The following is a 19,464-nucleotide window of genomic DNA, read 5'->3' as shown; positions in this document are numbered from 1 at the left end:
GGGCGGGCCGCTTGCTTCCGCGATGCGGTCTGGCTCAGACGACGTTGATCGTCACGTCGATGTTGCCGCGCGTCGCCTTGGAGTAGGGGCAGGTCTGGTGCGCGGCGTCGGCAATGGCGCGGGCGATGCCCGGCTCGATGCCGGGCAGGCTCACGTTGAGGCGCGCTTGCAGCGAATAGGCATCGCCGGTGAGGACCAGGTCGACTTCGGCATCGACGGCTGCCGTGGCCGGCATCGCGACCTTCATCTTGCGGGCCGCGAGCCCCATCGCACCGATGAAGCAGGCCGACCAGCCTGCTGCCAGAAGCTGCTCCGGGTTGGTGCCGGTGCCGGGCGTTCCCGGCACCGAGAACTTGATGTCGAGACGGCCGTCGGAGCTGCGCGATGCGCCGCCGTCGCGTCCACCGGTGGTGTGTTCGTGGGCGGTGTAGAGAACCTTCTTTTGGACCTGCGTCATGGTTGCTTGCGTCATGTTGAATCCTTGAATGGGGAGTGAAAGAAACTGACGCGCGGATTCTTGGCCGCCGGGACACCCTGCGGCCCGCTCACCGTATGCCTGTGTATCCGGGGGCGCTTTCCCGACAGTAAATTTCATTCGGCCGGCGATTCGGCCGGTCATTCGGCGATCGCGCCGCAGCCGGTGTTCGCATCAGAGTGTCTCGGGGCAGGGCGCCGGATACCTGGGCATACAAAGCCCGGGACGATTCCGCGCCGGAGGGCTACATTGCGGGCCATGAACACACGTCCTGCCGATCACGTGCTCATCGTCGACGACGATCGCGAGATCCGCGAACTGCTCACCACCTACCTGGTCAAGAACGGCTTGCGCGTGGCCGCGGTACCCACCGGCCGGCACATGCGTGCGGCGCTCGAGTCGTCGGGCCCTTTCGACCTCATCATCCTGGACCTCATGCTGCCTGGCGAAGACGGGCTCACGCTGTGCCGCGACCTGCGCACCGGCAAGTACAAGACCACACCCATCCTGATGCTGACGGCGCGAAGCGAGGAGGCCGACCGCATCCTGGGCCTGGAGATGGGCGCCGACGACTACCTGGCCAAGCCCTTCTCGGCGCGCGAACTGCTGGCACGCATCCGGGCCGTGATGCGCCGCACGCGCATGCTGCCGCCGAACATGCATTCGACCGAGTCGGCGCAGGTGCTGGGCTTCGGGCCATGGCGCGTCGATACCTCTGCACGCCACCTGCTCGATGACACCGGCACGATGGTCGCGCTCAGCGGCGCGGAGTACAGGTTGCTGCGCACCTTCCTCGACCATCCGCAGGTGGTGCTCAGCCGCGACCAGCTGCTCAACCTCACGCAGGGCCGCGAGGCCGAACTCTTCGAGCGGTCCATCGACCTGCTGGTGAGTCGCCTGCGGCAACGCCTTCGCGACGATGCACGCGAGCCGCGCTACATCAAGACGGTGCGCAGCGAAGGCTATGTCTTCGCCTCGACGGTCGAGGCTCGCGACTGAGCATCACGCGACAGGGGCGTCGCGTCGTTTCCCACCGGCGACGTGGCGCGATGCGATGCACTGGCAACGGACGGGGTTGCGCAACTCGTGCGAGATTCCGCCGGCCAGGAACAGCAGTGCGAACCAGAGGCTTCTCATGGTCGCTCAGGACCCGGCCGCGGCGGGTTCTGCCAGCAGCGCCTGGATCTTCTTCTCGGTGGTCTCGTAGCTGCCCTCGCCGAAGTGCGAGTAGACGATGCGCCCCTGCTTGTCGATCAGGTAGACCGCGGGCCAGAACTGATTGCCGAAGGCCTTCCACGTGGCGTAGTCGTTGTCTTGCGCCACGGCGTGCCGGATCCCGAGCTTCTCGATGGCGGCCTGCACGTTCTTCGTCGACTTTTCGTAGGCGAACTCGGGCGTGTGAACACCGATCACGACGAGGCCCTGGTCCTTGTACTTCGCATGCCAATCCTTGATGGAGGGCAGGTGGTTCAGGCAGTTGATACAGGTGTAGGTCCAGAAGTCGACGAGCACGACCTTGCCGTGCAGTTCATCGAGCTTCAGTGGTGGCGAATTGAGCCAGGTGCCGATGCCCTGGAGGGCGGGGGCTTGCTGCTGGTGGGCCACTGGCGTATCGCCGCCGCGCGGCAGGGCCGCCAGGCTGAGGGCAGCCAACGAAGCTGCGAGAGCAACGGCGACGAAGAGGGCGCTGGCGCGAAATGTCATGTGAACTCCTGGTCGGATAGAGGCGGATTCGGGAACGATCGCATCTTCATGTGCGGGCCAGGCTCGCATCACGTTGTTCGTACGCGCATGTATCGGCACGACGAAGTCCACACACTACGTTTCATGCCGAGCCGGTTCCGGGCGCGTGATACGAAGGTGTAGGCGACACCAACGTCCAATGGATCGGGCGCAACGGCTCTGGTTTGATCGGTTCCATGTCGGCCGAGCTGCTCGACCCGTCGCCGAGGCCTTGCCCCGCGGATCGAACTCCCATTTTTCTGAAGGGTCCGAATGAACAATCCCCTGATCGGCGTCATCGTGGGCTCTTCTGGCCAGGGCGGACGCTTTGGCGAGGTGCCAGCGCACTGGATCTACCGCGTGGCCGAGCAGCGGTCTGACATGAGGATCGAACTCATCGACCTCGGCCGCCATCCTCTGCCTTTCTTCGGGGCGCCTGTGCTGCCTGCGTCGCGCCACGACGAGGGCTCTGTCGCCCAGCGCTGGATGGCCGTGCTCGACCGCCTCGACGGCTTCATCGTCGTGGCGTCCGAGGAAGACCCGAAGCGCAGCCCGGGTGCTCCGACAGACGCGGAAGCGCGACTCGGCGCATTCGCAGACAAGCCGATCGCGTTCGTCGGCTACGGAAGGCACGCGGGCGATACCGACAGTGATCCGTTGCGGAACGTGGCGCTCGCACTGCAGATGGCACCCGTGACCCGCGCGGTCCATGTCAGCCGGAGCGAAGTTGTTGGCATCTGGCAGCAGGGGAAGACCTTCGAGGACTTTCCGCACCTGGACCTGGCGGCCGCTGCCATGCTGGATGACTTGGCCCGGTCTGCGCGGGCGTTGATGATGGCGCGAGACGGCGGGATAGAGGCCGTAGCTGCCTCGCCGCTGCCGGTCGCCCCAGCGCGCGCGGCACGGCCGGCGAGGACCGGATTCGTGCGTGCTTTCACCCATCGCCTTCGCCTTGTGGCGTCGCGCGTCGTTGGCGCGAGCGACGCAGCCGCCACCGCGCTGGCCAATCGCCGGACCTCCGACTTCTTCGGCCTGCACCTGCGGTAGCCGGTGCCACGGCGCAGCCATCTGCTTTTCATTTCCACAGGAGAACCCATGACCATTCACACACACGTCGACGTCCCCACGCAGTTCATCGAGGCCGGCGGCATCCGCTTTGCCTACCGCCGGTTTGGCGCCGCCACGGGGGTTCCGCTGCTCTTCCTCCAGCACTTCCGGGGCGGCATGGACCATTGGGATCCGCTGCTGACGGATGGCCTGGGCCGCGACAGGCCGGTGATCCTCTTCCACAACGCGGGCGTGGCCGCGTCTGGTGGCGAGACGCCCCGGACCTTCGAGGCCATGGCGGAGCATGTCGCCGCCTTCGTCGCAGCCATGGGCCTGCAGACCGTCGACGTGCTGGGCTTCTCCATCGGCGGCTTCGTTGCGCAGGCGCTCACGCTCGCCCATCCGAAGCTGGTGCGCCGCCTGATCCTCGCGGGCACAGGCCCGCGCGGCGGCGTGCCCGGATCGGACGCGCGCGTCGGGCCGGCCGCCACGCACGACGTGCCGACCATCGACGACTTCCTGCTGCTGTTCTTCTCGCCCTCGGCAGAGAGCCAGGCGGCCGGACGTGCCTTCTATGACCGCCGCCAGCAACGCACGGCGGACGTCGATCCACCGAGCTCGCAAGCGGCCATGCTTGCGCAACTCGACGCGCTGGCGGATTGGGGGCAGGCCAGGCCCGCCTTGTTCGCGGACCTGCGGCAGATCGGCCAGCCCACGCTGGTGGTCAACGGCAGCAACGACATCATGGTGCCGACGATCAACTCGTGGCACCTCGCGCAGGCGATCCCCAACGCGCAACTCATCATCTATCCCGACGCCGGCCACGGCTCGCAGTACCAGTATCCGGAGCGCTTTCTCGCGCATGCGCGAAGCTTTCTCGACTCGGAAGATCCGGCGGGGGTCGCGCCCTTGGCGGGGTCGGTGACGGCAGCCCTGTCCTCCGGCCAGCCTTCGGCAGAGGCGGCGGGAAGCTGGCCGCCAGCGCACTGACGCAACGTCGAGGCCGGTGTCCGCGGCCTGCGCGGCCTCAGTGGCCTCAGTGGCCTCAGTGGCTTTGCGGCGCGCGCAGGCCGAGCCGCGCGGCCATGTTCACGAGGTCTGGCAGCGAGCCGGCGTTCATCTTCTGCATGACCCGACCGCGGTGCGCCTTCACCGTGATCTCGCTGATGCCCAGCTCACCGCCCACCTGCTTGTTCAGGAGGCCGGAGACCACGAGTTCCATCACCTCCCGCTCGCGGCGGCTCAGTGATGCATGGGCAGCCCGCAGCGATCGCAGTCCTTCAGTCTGTGCCAGCGCCGCGCGGCTGCCCTCGATGGCGTTGCCGATGGCGGCCAGCAGCACGTCGTCATCGAAGGGCTTGGTCAGGAACTCCACTGCGCCGGCCTTCATGGCCTGCACCGTCATGGGCACGCTGCCGTAGCCGGTGATGAAGATGATCGGCATGTCGGTGCGGTCGATGCCGATCAGTTTCTGAAGATCGAGGCCGTTCAGGTCCGGCAGGCCGACGTCCAGGATCAGGCAGCACGGCAATGTGGACCGGTCGCGCGCCAGGAACGCCTGCGCCGACGCGAAGGTCTCCGGCTGCCAGCCCGCGTGGGCGACCATGGATTCCAGCGATTCGCGGACCGAGACATCGTCATCGACGATGAAGACAAGAGGCGTGGTGTGTGTCATGGCATGGACGCATCGATTCGGGATCATGCGCTTTCTGGAAAATGCTTCAGGGCGTTCGCAGGGCGGTGTGGAGCGCGCCCAGCAGGGCACTTTCGCTGAAGGGCTTGAACAGGCACTCCACGGCGCCTTGCTCGAGCATCAGCGGGCGGATGGCCTCATCCGCGTGCGCGGTGATGAAGACGATCGGCACGGTCCGGCCGCGGCCTTTCAGTTCCCTCTGGAGTTCCGGGCCCGACATGCCGGGCATTGCGATGTCGAGGATCAGGCACTGTGTCCGGTCGATGCAATCGGACGCAAGGAAGGCTTCCGCCGATGCGAAAGCCTCGACCGAATAGCCGAACTCCTTGAGCAGATCCGGCAGCGACTCGCGCACGGATTCGTCGTCGTCGACGATGGAGACGAGCGCGGGCACGACCTTCATCGCGAGGCTCCCGCGCGACGGCGCGGCGCTTCCATCGCCATGTCCGTGTGGATCGCGCCTGAACCATGGAAGCGCGCGGTGCTTTCGGGATGGGTCGGGATGGAGAACGCGAACGAAACCCCCGGGCCGTCATTGGCCGCCGCCCACAGCCGACCGTGATGGCTTTCGATGATGGAACGGCTGACCGACAGCCCGATCCCCATGCCCCCGCTCTTGGTCGTGTAGAAGGCGTCGAAGAGACGCTCCATGTTCTGCGGATCGATACCGATCCCCGCATCCTTCACTGTCAATCGCACGCAATCTCCTTCGTCCCGGTTGGTCTTGACCATCAGTTGCCGTGGTCGATCGACCACGGTGCGCATCGCCTCCAGGGCGTTCAGCAGCAGGTACAGGATCACCTGCTGCAACTGCGCGCGGTCGCCCGACACGCTAGGCAAGTCGTCCGCCAGCTCGGAACTCGGAATCACGCGTTCGCGATGCAGTTCGCTTGACGACAACGCCATCACCTCGCGCGTCGCCTCGTTCAGGTCGACCCATTCGGCCGGCGGACTGTGCCGGCCGAAGAGTGCGCGCAGGCGGGTGATGACGTCGGACGCGCGATGACCGTCGCGGATCGTGCGCCGTGCGGTTTCGCGCGCGCCGTCGATGTTGGGCGGGTCGGTGCCGAGCATCCGAAGGCAGGTGCTGGCATTGGTGATGATGCCCGACAGGGGCTGGTTGACTTCGTGGGCGATCGATGCGGTCAAGGCGCCGAGACTCGTGACACGGGCGACCTGCGCCAGTTCCGACCGGAGCTTGCCCAACGCTTCCTCGGCACGCTTCGCATGGTCGATGTCGGTGAGCACGCCGCACCATTTGACGATGGCGCCGCCGGCGTCGCGCCATGCGGCGGCGCGAAACTGGAACCACCGGAAAACGCCGTCGTGCCGGCGCAAGCGCACGTCCATTTCGCATGGCTTGCCCGCCAGCATGGCACTCCATCGCTGCATCCATTCGGCGAGGTCGTCGGGGTGGACGGACGCCGTCCAATCGTGGCCGAGTGCGACGTCGTGGCGCTGGCCGGTGTACGCATGCCAGCGTTGGTTGAGGAAATCGACATGCCCGTCGGGAAGCGCAGTCCATACCAGGCCGGGGAGCGCATCTGCGAAGCGGGAGTACCCGTTTTCCATTCCGGCCCTTTCGTGACGGTCGCCGTGTCACAAGGATGCGCTGGCGGGGTGCATACGTCCATGAGACTTTGGTGTTGGTCGGCATCTCACGGCGCCGCACCGAAGTGCTAAAGGAGTATCGTCGCGCGCGCAGCCGCTGCTGCGAAGGTCGACACGATGCCAAAGCAAGTCGCCAGCCCGCCCGAGGGTGGAGATTTCATTTTCTCGGGCCTGCCGCCCAGTCCGGCACAGAAGCGATTGGCAGGCGTGGTCGTGCTCGCCCTGCTGTCGTTCTTCCTGCTGGTGATTGCGGGGCCCTTTTCCGGAATCCAGTTGGGGCGCATCTCGGCCTTTGTCCCTGCCTATGTGATGGCGATGTTCGTGAACGACCTGATCACGTCGATCCTGCTGTTCTCGCAGTTCTCGATCGTACGCTCGCGCGCCATCCTCGTCATCGCAAGCGGCTACCTGTTCACGGCGCTGATCGTGATCGCGGTGTTCCTGACCTTCCCGGGAGCCATCGCCACCGACGCGCTGCTGGGCGGGCTGCAAAGCACCTCGTGGCTCTATTTCTCCTGGCATGCCGGCTTTCCGATGTTCGTCATCGGCTACGCCCTGACCAAGGATGCGGACGGCAACAAACGCCTCTGGGGCGGCACCGTGCGCGGCGGAATCCTGCTGAGCGTTGCGCTGACGGTGGCCGTCGTCGTCGCCCTGGCCGTCATCTGCATGGCCGGCGAACCGTGGTTGCCCCGCATGCGGCTCGATTCGGTTCGCTTGGGCCCGCAGTGGCCTTATGTGGGCGTACCCGTCTCGTTGCTGAGCGTCGTGGCCATCATGGTGTTGTGGACGCGTCGCCGCTCGATGCTCGACCTGTGGCTGATGGTCGTGCTCTGCGCGCATGCGTTCGAAGTGCCGCTGACCTATTTCCCGGCGCAGATCATCTACGGCGTCGGCTGGTATGCGGGCCGCGTGTTCGGCTTCCTCTCCAGCATCCTGGTGCTGATCGTCCTGCTCTACGAGATCACCACGCTCTATGCCAAGCTGCTCGCCGCGGTGCTCGCCCAGCGCCGCGAGCGCGAGGCGCGGCGCATGACCGGCGATGCCGTCGCGGCAACGATCGCGCATGAAGTGCGGCAGCCCCTGAGCGGCATGATCACGAGCGCCGAGGCGGGCTTGCGCTTCCTGGATCGGGCGCAACCGGATGCCGGCAAGGCCGGCGATGCCTTCAGGCGGGTCGTCGCCGACGGACACCGGGCCGCGGCGGTGCTCCAGAGCATTCGCGCGATCTTCAGGAACGAGGTGCGGCACAGGACAAGGCTCGATGTCGAAGCGCTGATCCGGAAGTCCCTGGCGCTGGTGGTGGGCGACTTGCAGCGCCACCAGATACTGGTTCACAGCGCGCCGGGCAAATCGCTCCCGGAGGTGCATGGCGACCGCATCCAGCTCCAGCAGGTGCTGCTGAACCTCATCATGAACGCCGTCGATTCGATGAGCGCGCGGGACGAGCCGAGAGTCCTGCAAGTGAGCTCCGAGCCCTACGAGGGCGACGGCATCAAGGTGTCGGTGGCGGACACGGGCGCGGGCGTCGGCACGCAGGATGTCGAACGCATCTTCAGCCCGCTGTTCACGACCAAGCCGGACGGCATGGGCATGGGTCTTTCGATCTGCCGCTCGATCGTGGAGGCGCACCACGGGCGCTTGTGGGTCGACCCGAACACCCCACGCGGGGCCGTCTTCCAGTTCACCTTGCGTCCGGGCGTTCCGGCGGCCGCCTGAGCGGCGCATTGCCCGGGGAACTTCAACAGGCCGTGTTCATGGCCTGCTGGATGGCGTGCAGCAGTGCGTCGCCGCTGAAGGGCTTCGTCAAGCACTCGATCGGCCCGGGCTTCATGGCCCTCACGCTCGCCGGCACCTCGTCGTAGCCGGTGATGAAGAGAACCGGCATGCGGGCCGGTTCGCACGCGAACACGGCCTGCAGATCCAGCCCGGCAATGCCGGCCAGCGTCACGTCGAGCACGAGGCAACCGGGTGCGAGCGCCGAAGGTCGCGTGCGGAAGTGCTCGACCGACTCGAAGGTCTGGGCTTCCCAGCCCGCACTGTGGATCAGCAGTTCCAGCGATTCGCGCACGGAGATGTCATCGTCGATCACCGCGATGACGGGCACGTCGATCGCGAAGTGGGGCAGGTCGGTGTCGTCATCACTGGCGGACGCTGTGTTCATGGTTCTTTCGTGTCGGCGACACCATCGTCCAATGGCTCGACGGGCATGCATGCGGTGTGATCGCATCTTTGGGACAAGGCGATGACACTGGCCCGATTTCCTGCGGGACGCATTCTTCTCCACTTGCTTGCCATGCTGGGCAACGGATGCGTGCGCTTTCACATGGCCGGGATCCTGCGGGAATTTCCCCAGCGGGCCCGCTGAGTCCCCGAGGTGCTTCGGTGGATTTTCCAACAAGGTGAGTGTATGAACTTTCAAGAAAAAGCCGACGCGCGCGGCACGGCATCGGTGCTCACCGTGCTGCTGATGGGCGTCTTCATCGCGAACGTCGACGTGGCGGTCGTCAATGTCGCGACGCCGTCGATCCGCGAGGGACTGGGCGCATCCGACAGTGAATTGCAGCTGGTCATCTCTGCCTACACACTGTCCTACGCCATGCTGCTGGTCACGGGTGCGCGCCTCGGCGCGACCCACGGCTACCGGCGCCTGTTCATGGTGGGCCTGGGCCTGTTCACCCTGGCCTCCGGCGCGTGTGGCCTGGCCTGGCGCGCGGACGTGCTGATCGGCACCCGGGTCGTGCAGGGGATCGGCGCGGCCCTGCTGGTGCCGCAGGTGCTGACCGGCATCCAACTGAACTTCACCGGCGCCGCACGTACGCGGGCGATCGGCTACTACGCGCTCGCCCTGTCGATCAGCGCCGCGCTCGGGCAGGTGCTGGGCGGCGCCCTGGTGGCTGCGAACCTGTTCGGTTCCGGGTGGCGCCCGATCTTCCTGGTCAACCTGCCCATCGGCGCGGTTGTCATGGTGGCGGCCTGGCGGATCCTGCCGGTGCATCGCGAAGTGCGGCCGCAACGCCTCGACCTCCTGGGCATGGGCACGCTCTCGCTTGCCGTGCTGCTGGCCGTGTTGCCGTTGATGCTGGGGCACACGCGCCACTGGCCGGCATGGACCTGGCTCAGCCTCATCGCGAGCGTCGCGCCTTTCGTGGCCTTCATCATCGTCGAGCGACGCATCGAACGCCGCGGCGGGCACCCCTTGGTCAACCTGAGCCTGCTGGCGCAGCGCACGATCGGCTGGGGACTTGCTGCGTACGGCGCGGCGCTGTCGACGTACTTCGCCTTGCTGTTCACGCTGGCCCTCTACCTTCAGGAGGGACTGGGGGAGAGCGCGCTGATGTCGGGCATCGCGTTGGTGTCCTGGGTGCTGGCCTTCGGTGTGGGAGGGCTGGCCCTGTCACGACTGCCGCGGCGCATGCTGCCCCAGGCCGCACCTTTCGGATTCGTCATCCTGGCGGCGGCCTACGGCGCCGTCAGCGTCAGCATGTTCTCGGCGCAGTCGAGCGCGGCACTGCTCTTCGTGACACTGGGCTTCGGTGGGTTCGGAACGGGCGTCGGGCTCACCGCGATCATCCGCGCCGTCACGGCCGCGGTGCCGCCACGACATGCCTCCGACATGAGCGGGCTGATCTCCATGACGGCGCAGATCGCCGGGGTCGTCGGCGTCGCGTTCTTCGGCACGGTGTACTTCAGCGGCGCGGAGGCCGCCGGGCGCGCCGGTGCCACCGGTGCGATGCATGCCTTCGGCATCGTCGCGACCTTCTTTGCGCTCACGGCATTGATGGCCGCGGCGGCGGCCTGGTGGTCCGCCGGCTACAGCAGCGCTTCCGGAACGATGGGTGCGATCAGCGAGTTGTAGAAGCGCAGCAGCCAGGTCGACTCCGGTTCATGCGTGAGCACGACTTCCTTGTCGCCGTCGTTCGTCAACCATTCCAGCGTGCCGTCGTCCTTCGAGAGGCGCAGCCGGTACGCGCTCTGGAGCTTGCCGATGCGGATGATCCGCATCAGCTCGCGCGCAAGCTCGGGGCTGTCGATCGCAATCCCCATCTCGGTATTCTGCGTGGCCGAGCGGGGATCGAGGTTCATGGATCCGATGAAGAGATGACGGCTGTCGACGACGACGGTCTTGGCATGCAGGCGACCGATCGACTTGCCGAACATGCCGAGGCGCTCGTGGGACGTGGCCCGCCGAGGGCTGACCTCGTACAGGTCCGCCCCGCCTTCGAGCAGCATGACGCGGTAGCGCACATACCCGGTGTGCACGAGCGGCTCGTCGTTGGCGGCGAGCGAGTTGGTCAGCAGCGTCAGCTTCACCTTGCGCCGGCCGAGGTCGGCGAAGGCGGCCATGCCGCGCACGCCGGGCACCAGGTAGGGCGAGGTCATCTGCACGTCGACCTCCGCGCGCATGAGCATCGACCAGACCTTCATGGTGACGCTGCCCTCATAGGCTTCGGCCTCCGTCATGGCCGCGGGCTTGGTGGGTGGATCGGCAACCACCCGGGCTTCGCCCCAGAGCAGGCCCATGCGTCCGCTGTCCAGTTCCTCCGCGACGGTGCCGTAGCCCAGGAAATCGACCGAAGGCAGTTCGATCTTCGGGGCCTTGGCGGCCATCTCCATGGCCATGCGCATCGATGCCTCGTCGCCCTGCACGATGTCCTTGATGGGCCAGACCTGCCGGGCATTCCAGTAGGTGTCGAAGATCGCCTCCAGCTGGGCGATCGCCTTGCCGACCACGAGGCTGTCGAGGTCGATGAAGTTCTGCATTTCGCCGAGGGCGAAATAGTCGTCGGCGATGTTGCGCCCGCCCACCACGGCCATCACGCCATCTGCAATGAACAGCTTGTTGTGCATGCGGCGGTTGAGCCGCACGATGTCCGCGGGCGATGCGATGAAGCGCGACACGAAACCGCTGCGGCCACAGCAGAACGGGTTGAAGAGGCGCACCTCGATGTTGGGCAGCCTGGAGACCGCGAGCAACAGTTGCTCGCTCTTCGCCGTGTACAGGTCGTCGACGAGGATCCGGACTTTCACGCCGCGCGCGGCAGCCTCCATGAGGGCGCCGACCAGCAGCCTGCCGGTGGCATCGTTCTCCAGCTGGTAGTACTGCACGACGAGGGACCGCTCGGCCCGCCTGGCAAGCTGCAGCCGGGCATCGAGCGAAAACACCCCCAGCGGCAGCAGGCGAAAGCCCGAATGCTCGCCCGGGGGCGTGGATGCCGCCACGACCGCAGCCAGTGCGGTGGAAGGATCGGCGGCGGCGGACACGCCCGCAGGGCGATCCCGCGCCGCGGGAAGCACGCCGCAGGCCATGAGTCCGACGGCGGACGCACAGCACAGCAACGTCCGCAGCAGCGTGTGGACCACGGCTTCAGTCCGTCACTTGGCGCCGTAGTTGTCCCCGAACGACGGCAGCTGTCCCGCCTTGTTCAGATTGGCGACCTCGGCGCGGCTCGCCTTGCGGCCCGCCGAGCGTTCGGCGCCCGACAGCTTGACCCTGGCCTCTGGCTTCGGATCACCTTCGCCAGGCGTGAACTCGCGCGCGGCTTCGGCACCTTCCGGCCTGCGCGCCTGTCGGGCGGCGGCGCGGTCTGCCTTCGACACCTTGGCGTGAGCTTCCGGTTTGGGATTGCCTTCACCGGGCACGAAGGTGCGCGCAGCTTCGGCGCCCTCGGCCTTGCGTTCAGCGCGGACCGCCGCCTTGTCGATGGGCTGCGTCTGCGCGTACGCAGTGGATGCGATGAGCTGGGTTGCGAGGAGGGCGGATGCCCAGACAATATTGTTCATGTCGAACTCCATGGAAGTGAGTGGGAGAGGATGGGGAGCCGGAACTTCGGATGAGCACCGGCCGGGAACGGTGTAGGTGTCGCGACACGCTGCGCGCGAGACAAGCAGGCTCAGCGCAACGGCCGGAACGCGGCCCGAACCTCCGCACTGAAGAGTTCCGGCTGCTCCCATGCGGCGAAGTGGCCACCCTTGTCCACTTCGTTGAAGTAGACGAGGTTGTGATAGCTCTTCTCGGCCCAACTGCGTGGCGCCCGATAGATCTCGCCCGGGAAGACGGTGATCGCCGCCGGCAGCGAGATGCTGACGGCATTGAAGTTGTTGGCGTTGTTCTCCCAGTAGAGCTGCGCCGACGATGTGGCGGTCTTCGTCACCCAGTAGAGCGTGATGTCGTCGAGCATCTCGTCGCGGCTGAATGCCTTGTCCGCGTCGCCGCCGCTGTAGCTCCACTCCGTGAACTTGTCGTAGAAGAATGCGGCCAGGCCGGCTGGCGAATCTTCCAGGGCATAGCCCAGGGTCTGCGGCCGGGTCACCATCAAGGCCGCATAGCCGCCGCCTTTCCGGTACAGATGGTTCATCGCGTCGAACGCGGCCTTCTCCTTCGCAGACAACCCAGCCGGCGCGGGCTCGCCGTTGTTGAGGGCCTTTGCGACGTCGGGTGGCACGGTCGCGGGCATGTTGACGTGGATGCCCAGCAAACCCTCCGGCGCCTGCAACGCCATCTTGTCGGCCACGACCGAGCCCCAGTCGCCGCCCTGCGACACATAGCGCTTGTAGCCCAGGCGCTTCATCAGGACGTCCCACGCTGTCGCGATGCGGTCGGCGTTCCAGCCGGTGCCGCGTGGCTTGCCGGAAAAGCCATAGCCCGGCATCGACGGCAACACCAGGTCGAACGCGTCTTCCGCACGGCCGCCGTGGGCCGTGGGGTCCGTCAGCGGGCCGATGACCTTCAGCAGTTCCATGATCGAGCCGGGCCAGCCGTGCGTCATCACGAGCGGCATCGCGTTGGGATGTCGAGACCGCACATGCACGAACTGGATGTCGAGCCCGTCGATCTCGGTCACGAACTGCGGCAGGGCGTTGAGCTTCTTCTCCGCCTTGCGCCAGTCGTAGCCGGTGCCCCAGTACTGCACGAGCGGCTGGAGCCTTTGCAGCGGCACGCCCTGCGACAGGTCGGTGACGGTCTCGCGGTCAGGCCAGCGCGTGGCGCGCACGCGGCGACGCAGGTCGGCAAGCACCGCCTCGGGCACCTGGATGCGGAAGGGGCGGATCGATTTGTCGCCCGTGGGCGTGCGTTGCACGGGGAAGGCCTCGTCTGCAGATGACTCGGCGGCCGCCGAGCCTGGCTTGGCCAGGACGCCGCCACTGCCCAGCAATCCGAAGCCGGCAGCACCGGCTGCGGCTGTTGTCGCAAAGAAGGTGCGCCGCGTGGGTGGCACCGCAAGGGAGAGGGACATGATGGCTTTCCTTCTGGAGTGAGTGATTCGGCAGTTGCGCATCCATTCAGACGCAAGCGAATCAAATCAGAGGCCTCGTCGCGAGCCCATTGGACGATGGTGTCGGCGGCACCAAGGTATGCCCGACACCATCGTCCAATGGCTATCGGTGCAGAGCTCTGATGCAGTGAAGTCCCGCACTCAACCAAGGAAACGAATCATGAACGACCTGCTCGAACTTGCGATCGAGGGCCACGGCGGCATGACTCGCTGGAAGATGGTGGAGCGCATCCACCTCCAGCTCAGCGTCACGGGCTTTCTCTTCGCCATCAAGGGCCTGCCGGACGGTATGACGGACATCCTCATGTCGATCGATACGAGAAACCAGGCGGTGGTCATGGCACCCTACGCGCGCTCCGACCTGCGTGGCCGTTTCGCGGCCGATCGCGTATGGATCGAAGACCGGGCCGGCAAGTGCATCGAGGAACTCAAGGCGCCGCGCGAGAGCTTCGAGGGACACAAGCTGATGACGCCATGGACGCAATTGCAGCGGCTCTACTTCACCGCCTACGCGTTCTGGAACTACCTCGGCACACCGTTTCTCTTTGCCCAACCGGGCTTCCAGACCGAAGAGCTGTCGCCGCACCGGGAAAGCGGTCAGACGTGGCGCCGCCTGAAGGTGAGTTACCCGCCCGGGATCCACACTCATTGCCGCGAGCAGATCTTCTACTTCAATGCCAAGGGCCTGCTCCAGCGGGTTGACTACGTGACTGACGTCGCTGGCGGCGTGGCATCGCACTACTGCTTCGACCACATCGACTACGACGGCATCGTGATACCCACACTGCGGCGCGTGGTTCCGCGTGTTCCCGAGCCGGACATCTTCGGTGCCTCCGCCGTGTTGATCCGTATCGCCAACGCCGTGGTCGAGTGAGTCGGGCCGCACCGATACCAAGGTATTCCTTACCGGGGGCGTGCAGGAGCGTAGCCTCAACAGGGCCGTTCATGGGCGTCGCAGAATGCGGCGCCGAGCGCTACTTATTCATTCACGATTCCAGCCTGTGCCGGTGAACTCGCGGGGGCGCGCAACAGGTCGCCGTGAACCGCGTTCGAGCAACTCCGGGAGAATCACCGTGATGCCACCACGTTCGCTGGTATCGGTCGTGGACGACGACGAGTCCGTCCGCGAATCGCTGCCGGACCTGCTCAGGGAGTTCGGCTTCACAGCCGAAGCCTTCGCCTCGGCCGAGGCGTTCCTGGCATCGGACAGCATCCCGTACACGCGCTGCGTGCTGCTGGACGTCGCAATGCCCGGCATGTCCGGCCTCGAGCTGCAGCAGATCTTGAACAGCCACGAGCCGCGTATTCCGATCGTCTTCATTACCGCCGAGCGCGACTGTGCCATGCGAGCGCGCGTACTCGGCCAAGGTGCGGTGGAGTGCCTGTTCAAGCCTTTCAGCGAGACCGCGCTGATCGAGGCGCTGCACGCCGCACTGCGCACTGGCTGACCCTGTTCGCGCATCGGTCCAGCAATTGACGCTCGATAGTCAAAGGCATCCAATCGGGCACGCACACAGGGACACGTGGCCACACGCAACCATGAATCTTCGGCGGCGCTGGGCGCCGCGGGCAAGAAATCCTGAAAGGATCCCTGTCGTGACAACCCGTTTCGCTGCCGCCTGCTGGTCTCTGCGCCTGGCGCGTGTCGCATCGGCATCGGTGGTGCTGCTGGGGGCAGTGGTGCTGACGGGTTGGATGTCGGGATCTGCGTCGCTGATCCAGCTCCTGCCCTCGTGGCCGCCGATGCCGCGCAACGTGGCAGCTTCCTTCATGTTGATCGGCATCGGCTTGCTGGCGCTCGCATCCAGGGGACCGCGCTGGCTTGTCGGACTCTGCGCGGGCCTGGTGGCAACCGTGAGCATGCTCCGCATCGCCGAGATCGTGCTGCGCGTCGACGCTGGCATCAATGAACTGCTGGGGCCTTCGTACATCAACGTAGGACTGGTGCGGCGCGGTGGCATGTCGCCCCTTGCCGTGACCTGCTTCGCGATCAGCGCGGGCGCGATGCTCATTGCGATGAAGCAGGCGCCGCACCGGTTCGCCATGATCATGGGTATCTCCGGCTCGGTCGTGGCGGCGCTCGGCATCGTGGCGGCGCTGGGATTTCTCGGCGGCATCACGCTTGCTGCGCTTCACACGGCCTTGGGCCTTTGTTTGCTGGGTACCGGCATGCTTGCGTTGGCATGGCGCACCGAAGGCCGGCCGGCCGGTTCTCCGCGCTGGCTGCCCGCCAGCGCTGGATTGGCTGTGGCGATGCTTACCGCAGGGATGTGGCGCGCGCTCGTGCTGGACGGTCATGCGCCTTTCGCGTTGCTCAACACGGTCGCCCTGGGCGGCGGTGTGTTGCTGGCGCCAATCTTTGCATTGACGGTGTACCTCGCGCAGCGCGGCCACGCCCAGGCGGCGTCGCTACGCCGCAGCGAAGCGCTGTTGGCGGAGGCGCAGCGGTTGAGTTCGACCGGAAGCTTCTCGTGGCGGGTAGCGACCAACATGGTCGAGTATTCGGAACAGACTTATCGCACCTATGACTTCGATCCGGCTGCGCCCGTGACGCTGGCAATGATCGCGACGCGGATCGATCCCGATGATCTGCATCTCCTGGAGGAAATGATCGGCGTGGCTCGCGGCCCCGGCACCGACCTTGACTATGAATACCGTCTGCGCATGGCTGACGGCAGCGTGAAGCATCTGCACCTCGTCGCCCGCGGTACGCGCGACCGGGGTGGCCTCGAATACATAGGGGCGATTCAGGACGTGACACCGCGGCGGCTGGCCGAGGAGGCGCTGGGCAAGGTGCGGTCGGAGCTGGCCCATGTGGCGCGCGTGTCGAGCCTCGGCGCACTGACTGCTTCGATCGCTCACGAAGTCAACCAGCCGCTGTCCGGCATCCTCACCAACGCGGGCACATGTCTTCGCATGCTCGCATGCGACCCGCCCAATATCGACGGCGCGCAGGAAACAGCGCGCCGCACCATTCGCGACGGACACCGCGCGTCGGACGTGATCGCTCGGCTGCGAGCTCTCTTCGCACGGCAGCCCGCGATGACGGAAGCAGTCGACCTGAACGAAGCGATACGCGAAGTGCTTGCGCTCTCACGCAGCGAGATGCAGCGCCAGCGGGTCATCGTTCGCGCCGAACTCGGCACCGACCTTGCGCAAGTCTCCGGCGACAGGGTGCAACTGCAGCAGGTGATCCTGAACCTGCTGCTGAACGCCGCCGATGCCATGAGCGAACTCGACGACCGGCCGCGGCATCTGCTGATCCGCACCGTCGGGGAGGGCGACGATGCCGCGCGGCTCGATGTCTGTGACGTGGGCACCGGACTCGACTCGCAGTCCATGCACCGGCTGTTTGAGGCGTTCTATACCACCAAGGCGAAGGGCATGGGCATTGGCTTGTCAGTGAGTCGTTCGATCATCGAGCGACACGAGGGGAGGCTGTGGGCAACGCAGAACGAAGGGGCCGGTGCGACGTTCTCATTCCGCGTGCCTGCCGCAAGGAGGCTCATGCCAATGCCGGCACATTGAGGTAGTAGGCGGCGTTGCCCGATGAAAGGCTGCCCTGAACTTGACGTGTGTTTTCGTCGACGAGGGCTTCATGCGCACCGCGTTCCAATTCGCCGAGCGTGTACGACGCAGCCTCGCGCGGGTTTGTCTTCTTCAGCTCGTAGCCCTTGGTCATGTCGGTGTCCAGGAAGCCGACATGCATGCCGAGCACATGGATGCCGTGCTCACGCAGCTCGATGCGCGAGGCGTTGGTGAAGCTCCAGGCGGCCGATTTGGAGGCGGCATACGCCGACAGCATCGGGCGTGCGAACCACGTCGTGTCGGATAGCACGTTGACGATCGCACCGTTGCCGTTGGCTGAAAGCACGGGCGCGAAGGCCTGCGTGGTTCTGACGATCCCGTAGAAGTTGGTCTCCATGATCTCTTGCGAACTGCCGATCCAGTCGGGGTCGAGCAGGCTCGGCAAGACCCGCGCAATGCCCGCGTTGTTGATGAGCAGCGTGATGTCGGCACAGCGCGCCGCGGCAGCCGCGACCGACATCGCGTTGGTGACGTCGAGTTGCACTGGCACGATCGCAGGGTTGCTGGCATCGATGCTGCCGATGTCGCGTACGCCGGCGTACACCTTGGTAGCGCCACGTGCCAGCAGTTCATGGGCAAAAGCCAGGCCAAGCCCCCGGTTGGCACCAGTGACGAGTGCGACTGAATGGCGGGTGTTCATATGCTGTGTTCCTGGATGTCGTGGTGGATGAGCAACCGTTTGTAGGTCGGACCCGCCCGCGTGTACGAGGACTGTGTATGCCAGTGTGTGCAAGGGCCATCGGGACACACAACATTGCCTGCCCAGCCGCCATCGATGACGACGCCATCGTCCAATAGTGACCCGCGCGTATGGTGGACACCTTGTCCGTCGAGCAGGTCACCCGGTGGCGTCCTGCTCGACCCGATCTTCAGAGCGTCCGGCGCGTTTTCACAAGCGCCCCAATTGAGTGGCGTCGCCAGGGCGGTTGCCCGCGCGATCTTGTCTGGTCCCGCGCTCCGGTTGCCTCAACGATCAAGTTCCGGCCTGACAGGCCTGCGTCCAGCCGTCATGCCTGCTTCACTTGCCAAACCACTTGAGAATGTGCTGCCACATGCGCAGGAAGAAGCCGGAGCGCTCCACATCGGCCTGCGCAACGAGCGGCGCTTCACCCACCGGCTTGCCGTTCGACTCCGCGACCACCTTGCCGATCACCGCGCCCTTGGCCACCGGCGCCTCCAGGTCTGGCTTGATCTGCACCGACGTGCTCACTTTCTGGCCCCGCGGCACAGTCAGAGCCCAAGTCGAACCCACGCCCGCCGCAACCGTATCGGCCTTCCCGAAGCTGACCTTGGCCGTCGTGACGACCGCGTCGGGTTGAATGGGCGTGGCCTTCTCGAAGTTGCCGAAGCCCCACCCGAGCAACTGGCGCGTCTCGTTGGCACGCGCCTGTGCGCTGTCGGTGTTGAGGATCACTGTGATCAGGCGCATTCCGTTGCGCTTGGACGAGGTGACGAGGCAGTAGCCCGCCTCCTGCGTGTGGCCGGTCTTCAGGCCGTCCACCGTGGGGTCGGTGTAGAGCAGGGCATTGCGATTTCCCTGCTTGATCTTGTTGTATGTGAACTCGCGCTCCGCGTAGATCGGGTAGTAGTCGGAGCTGTCGCGGATGATCGCGCGCGCCAGGATCGCGAGGTCGCCCGCAGACGACTTGTGGTCCGGGTCGGGCAGGCCGGTCGCGTTGACGAAATGCGTGTGCGTCATACCGAGGCGCTGGGCTTCGGCGTTCATGAGCTTGGCGAAGCCTTCCTCAGAGCCCGCCATGTGCTCGGCGATCGCCTTGGACGCGTCATTGCCCGACTGGACGATGATGCCGCGCAGGATGTCAATCACCGTGGCCTGGCTGTTGAGCGGCAGGTACATGCACGATTCGGTGCTCGAGCCGCGGCACCAGGCGTTCTGGCTGACCGACACCAGGTCGTCCTTCTTCAGCTTGCCCGAGCGAAGCGCCTGTTCGACCAGGAAGCTGGTCATCATCTTGGTCAGGGACGCTGGCGGCAGCGGTTCATCAGGATTGGCCGAGGCGAGCACCTGGCCAGAGTCGAAGTCCATCAGG

At 65.8% G+C, this 19,464-nt stretch carries 19 protein-coding genes; 8 read left to right on the top strand and 11 right to left on the bottom strand.

Annotation, left to right across the window (positions count from 1 at the left end; translation table 11 throughout):
* Positions 1-34: 34 nt before the first annotated feature.
* Positions 35-457, bottom strand: coding sequence for an organic hydroperoxide resistance protein (locus HB681_RS16045; RefSeq protein ID WP_213955983.1), 423 nt, complete (start codon positions 455-457; stop codon positions 35-37).
* A 276-nt stretch (positions 458-733) separates the two neighbouring features.
* Here HB681_RS16045 and HB681_RS16040 point away from each other — a divergent pair, with 276 nt between their 5' ends.
* Positions 734-1,474 carry a response regulator gene (locus tag HB681_RS16040; RefSeq protein ID WP_213955845.1) on the top strand — a complete coding sequence of 247 codons (741 nt, stop codon included), beginning with the start codon at positions 734-736 and terminating at the stop codon, positions 1,472-1,474.
* A 144-nt stretch (positions 1,475-1,618) separates the two neighbouring features.
* On the opposite strand, the gene HB681_RS16035 is transcribed toward HB681_RS16040, so the two are convergent.
* Positions 1,619-2,179: a thioredoxin family protein gene (locus tag HB681_RS16035; RefSeq protein WP_213955844.1), complete on the bottom strand. Its 561-nt coding sequence runs from the start codon at positions 2,177-2,179 to the stop codon at positions 1,619-1,621.
* Positions 2,180-2,470: 291 nt separating this feature from the next.
* On the opposite strand from HB681_RS16035, the gene HB681_RS16030 reads away from it, so the two are divergent.
* Together HB681_RS16030 and HB681_RS16025 are read left to right on the top strand one after the other, a co-directional pair.
* Positions 2,471-3,244 carry an NAD(P)H-dependent oxidoreductase gene (locus HB681_RS16030; protein ID WP_213955843.1) on the top strand — a complete coding sequence of 258 codons (774 nt, stop codon included), beginning with the start codon at positions 2,471-2,473 and terminating at the stop codon, positions 3,242-3,244.
* A gap of 48 nt (positions 3,245-3,292) precedes the next feature.
* Positions 3,293-4,234 carry an alpha/beta hydrolase gene (locus HB681_RS16025; RefSeq protein ID WP_213955842.1) on the top strand — a complete coding sequence of 314 codons (942 nt, stop codon included), beginning with the start codon at positions 3,293-3,295 and terminating at the stop codon, positions 4,232-4,234.
* A 55-nt stretch (positions 4,235-4,289) separates the two neighbouring features.
* Here the strand turns inward: HB681_RS16025 and HB681_RS16020 are convergent, their stop codons facing one another.
* The 3 genes from HB681_RS16020 to HB681_RS16010 are packed head-to-tail and all read right to left on the bottom strand — an operon-like array spanning position 4,290 to position 6,509.
* The gene (locus tag HB681_RS16020) at positions 4,290-4,919 is read right to left on the bottom strand and encodes a response regulator (RefSeq protein WP_256734962.1); all 630 of its coding nucleotides are present in this window, start codon (positions 4,917-4,919) and stop codon (positions 4,290-4,292) included.
* Positions 4,920-4,965: 46 nt separating this feature from the next.
* Entirely contained in the window at positions 4,966-5,340 is a 375-nt protein-coding gene (locus tag HB681_RS16015; RefSeq protein ID WP_213955840.1) for a response regulator, read from the bottom strand.
* Positions 5,337-6,509: an ATP-binding protein gene (locus tag HB681_RS16010; RefSeq protein WP_213955839.1), complete on the bottom strand. Its 1,173-nt coding sequence runs from the start codon at positions 6,507-6,509 to the stop codon at positions 5,337-5,339. The genes HB681_RS16015 and HB681_RS16010 overlap by 4 nt, the downstream gene beginning before the upstream one ends.
* 156 nt (positions 6,510-6,665) lie before the next feature.
* Here HB681_RS16010 and HB681_RS16005 point away from each other — a divergent pair, with 156 nt between their 5' ends.
* The gene (locus HB681_RS16005; RefSeq protein WP_213955838.1) at positions 6,666-8,267 is read left to right on the top strand and encodes an MASE4 domain-containing protein; all 1,602 of its coding nucleotides are present in this window, start codon (positions 6,666-6,668) and stop codon (positions 8,265-8,267) included.
* 22 nt (positions 8,268-8,289) lie between these two features.
* Here the strand turns inward: HB681_RS16005 and HB681_RS16000 are convergent, their stop codons facing one another.
* Complete coding sequence (locus tag HB681_RS16000; RefSeq protein WP_213955837.1) at positions 8,290-8,712, bottom strand: response regulator; 423 nt, start codon at positions 8,710-8,712, stop codon at positions 8,290-8,292.
* Positions 8,713-8,958: 246 nt separating this feature from the next.
* On the opposite strand from HB681_RS16000, the gene HB681_RS15995 reads away from it, so the two are divergent.
* Positions 8,959-10,407 (top strand): MFS transporter, encoded by a 1,449-nt coding sequence (locus HB681_RS15995; RefSeq protein WP_213955836.1) that lies wholly within the window; start codon positions 8,959-8,961, stop codon positions 10,405-10,407.
* Here the strand turns inward: HB681_RS15995 and HB681_RS15990 are convergent.
* The 3 genes from HB681_RS15990 to HB681_RS15980 form a co-directional block, all read right to left on the bottom strand.
* Positions 10,362-11,912 (bottom strand): phospholipase D family protein, encoded by a 1,551-nt coding sequence (locus tag HB681_RS15990; RefSeq protein WP_345944691.1) that lies wholly within the window; start codon positions 11,910-11,912, stop codon positions 10,362-10,364. The two genes, HB681_RS15995 and HB681_RS15990, sit on opposite strands and share 46 nt — an antisense overlap.
* Before the next feature lie 12 nt (positions 11,913-11,924).
* On the bottom strand, positions 11,925-12,344 hold the full coding sequence (locus HB681_RS15985; RefSeq protein WP_213955835.1) for a hypothetical protein: 420 nt from the start codon (positions 12,342-12,344) through the stop codon (positions 11,925-11,927).
* A 98-nt stretch (positions 12,345-12,442) separates the two neighbouring features.
* Entirely contained in the window at positions 12,443-13,786 is a 1,344-nt protein-coding gene (locus HB681_RS15980) for an epoxide hydrolase family protein (RefSeq protein WP_213955834.1), read from the bottom strand.
* A 118-nt stretch (positions 13,787-13,904) separates the two neighbouring features.
* On the opposite strand from HB681_RS15980, the gene HB681_RS15975 reads away from it, so the two are divergent.
* The 3 genes from HB681_RS15975 to HB681_RS38740 all read left to right on the top strand — a co-directional run bounded on the left by HB681_RS15975 (position 13,905) and on the right by HB681_RS38740 (position 17,353).
* A complete protein-coding gene (locus HB681_RS15975; RefSeq protein ID WP_213955833.1) occupies positions 13,905-14,699 on the top strand; it encodes a hypothetical protein in 795 nt (264 codons plus the stop codon).
* 229 nt (positions 14,700-14,928) lie between these two features.
* Positions 14,929-15,273: a response regulator gene (locus HB681_RS15970; RefSeq protein WP_345944690.1), complete on the top strand. Its 345-nt coding sequence runs from the start codon at positions 14,929-14,931 to the stop codon at positions 15,271-15,273.
* A gap of 148 nt (positions 15,274-15,421) precedes the next feature.
* Positions 15,422-17,353 carry an ATP-binding protein gene (locus tag HB681_RS38740; RefSeq protein WP_213955832.1) on the top strand — a complete coding sequence of 644 codons (1,932 nt, stop codon included), beginning with the start codon at positions 15,422-15,424 and terminating at the stop codon, positions 17,351-17,353.
* Here HB681_RS38740 and HB681_RS15960 read toward each other — a convergent pair.
* On the bottom strand, positions 17,331-18,053 hold the full coding sequence (locus HB681_RS15960) for an SDR family oxidoreductase (RefSeq protein ID WP_213955831.1): 723 nt from the start codon (positions 18,051-18,053) through the stop codon (positions 17,331-17,333). The genes HB681_RS38740 and HB681_RS15960 overlap by 23 nt on opposite strands.
* A gap of 378 nt (positions 18,054-18,431) precedes the next feature.
* Positions 18,432-19,460 (bottom strand): D-alanyl-D-alanine carboxypeptidase family protein, encoded by a 1,029-nt coding sequence (locus tag HB681_RS15955; RefSeq protein WP_275946413.1) that lies wholly within the window; start codon positions 19,458-19,460, stop codon positions 18,432-18,434.
* Positions 19,461-19,464 lie beyond the last annotated feature (4 nt).

It is taken from the genome of Variovorax sp. dw_954, from assembly GCF_018449755.1.
Taxonomy (GTDB): domain Bacteria; phylum Pseudomonadota; class Gammaproteobacteria; order Burkholderiales; family Burkholderiaceae_C; genus Variovorax.
This window is presented reverse-complemented; position numbering and strand designations above follow the sequence as displayed.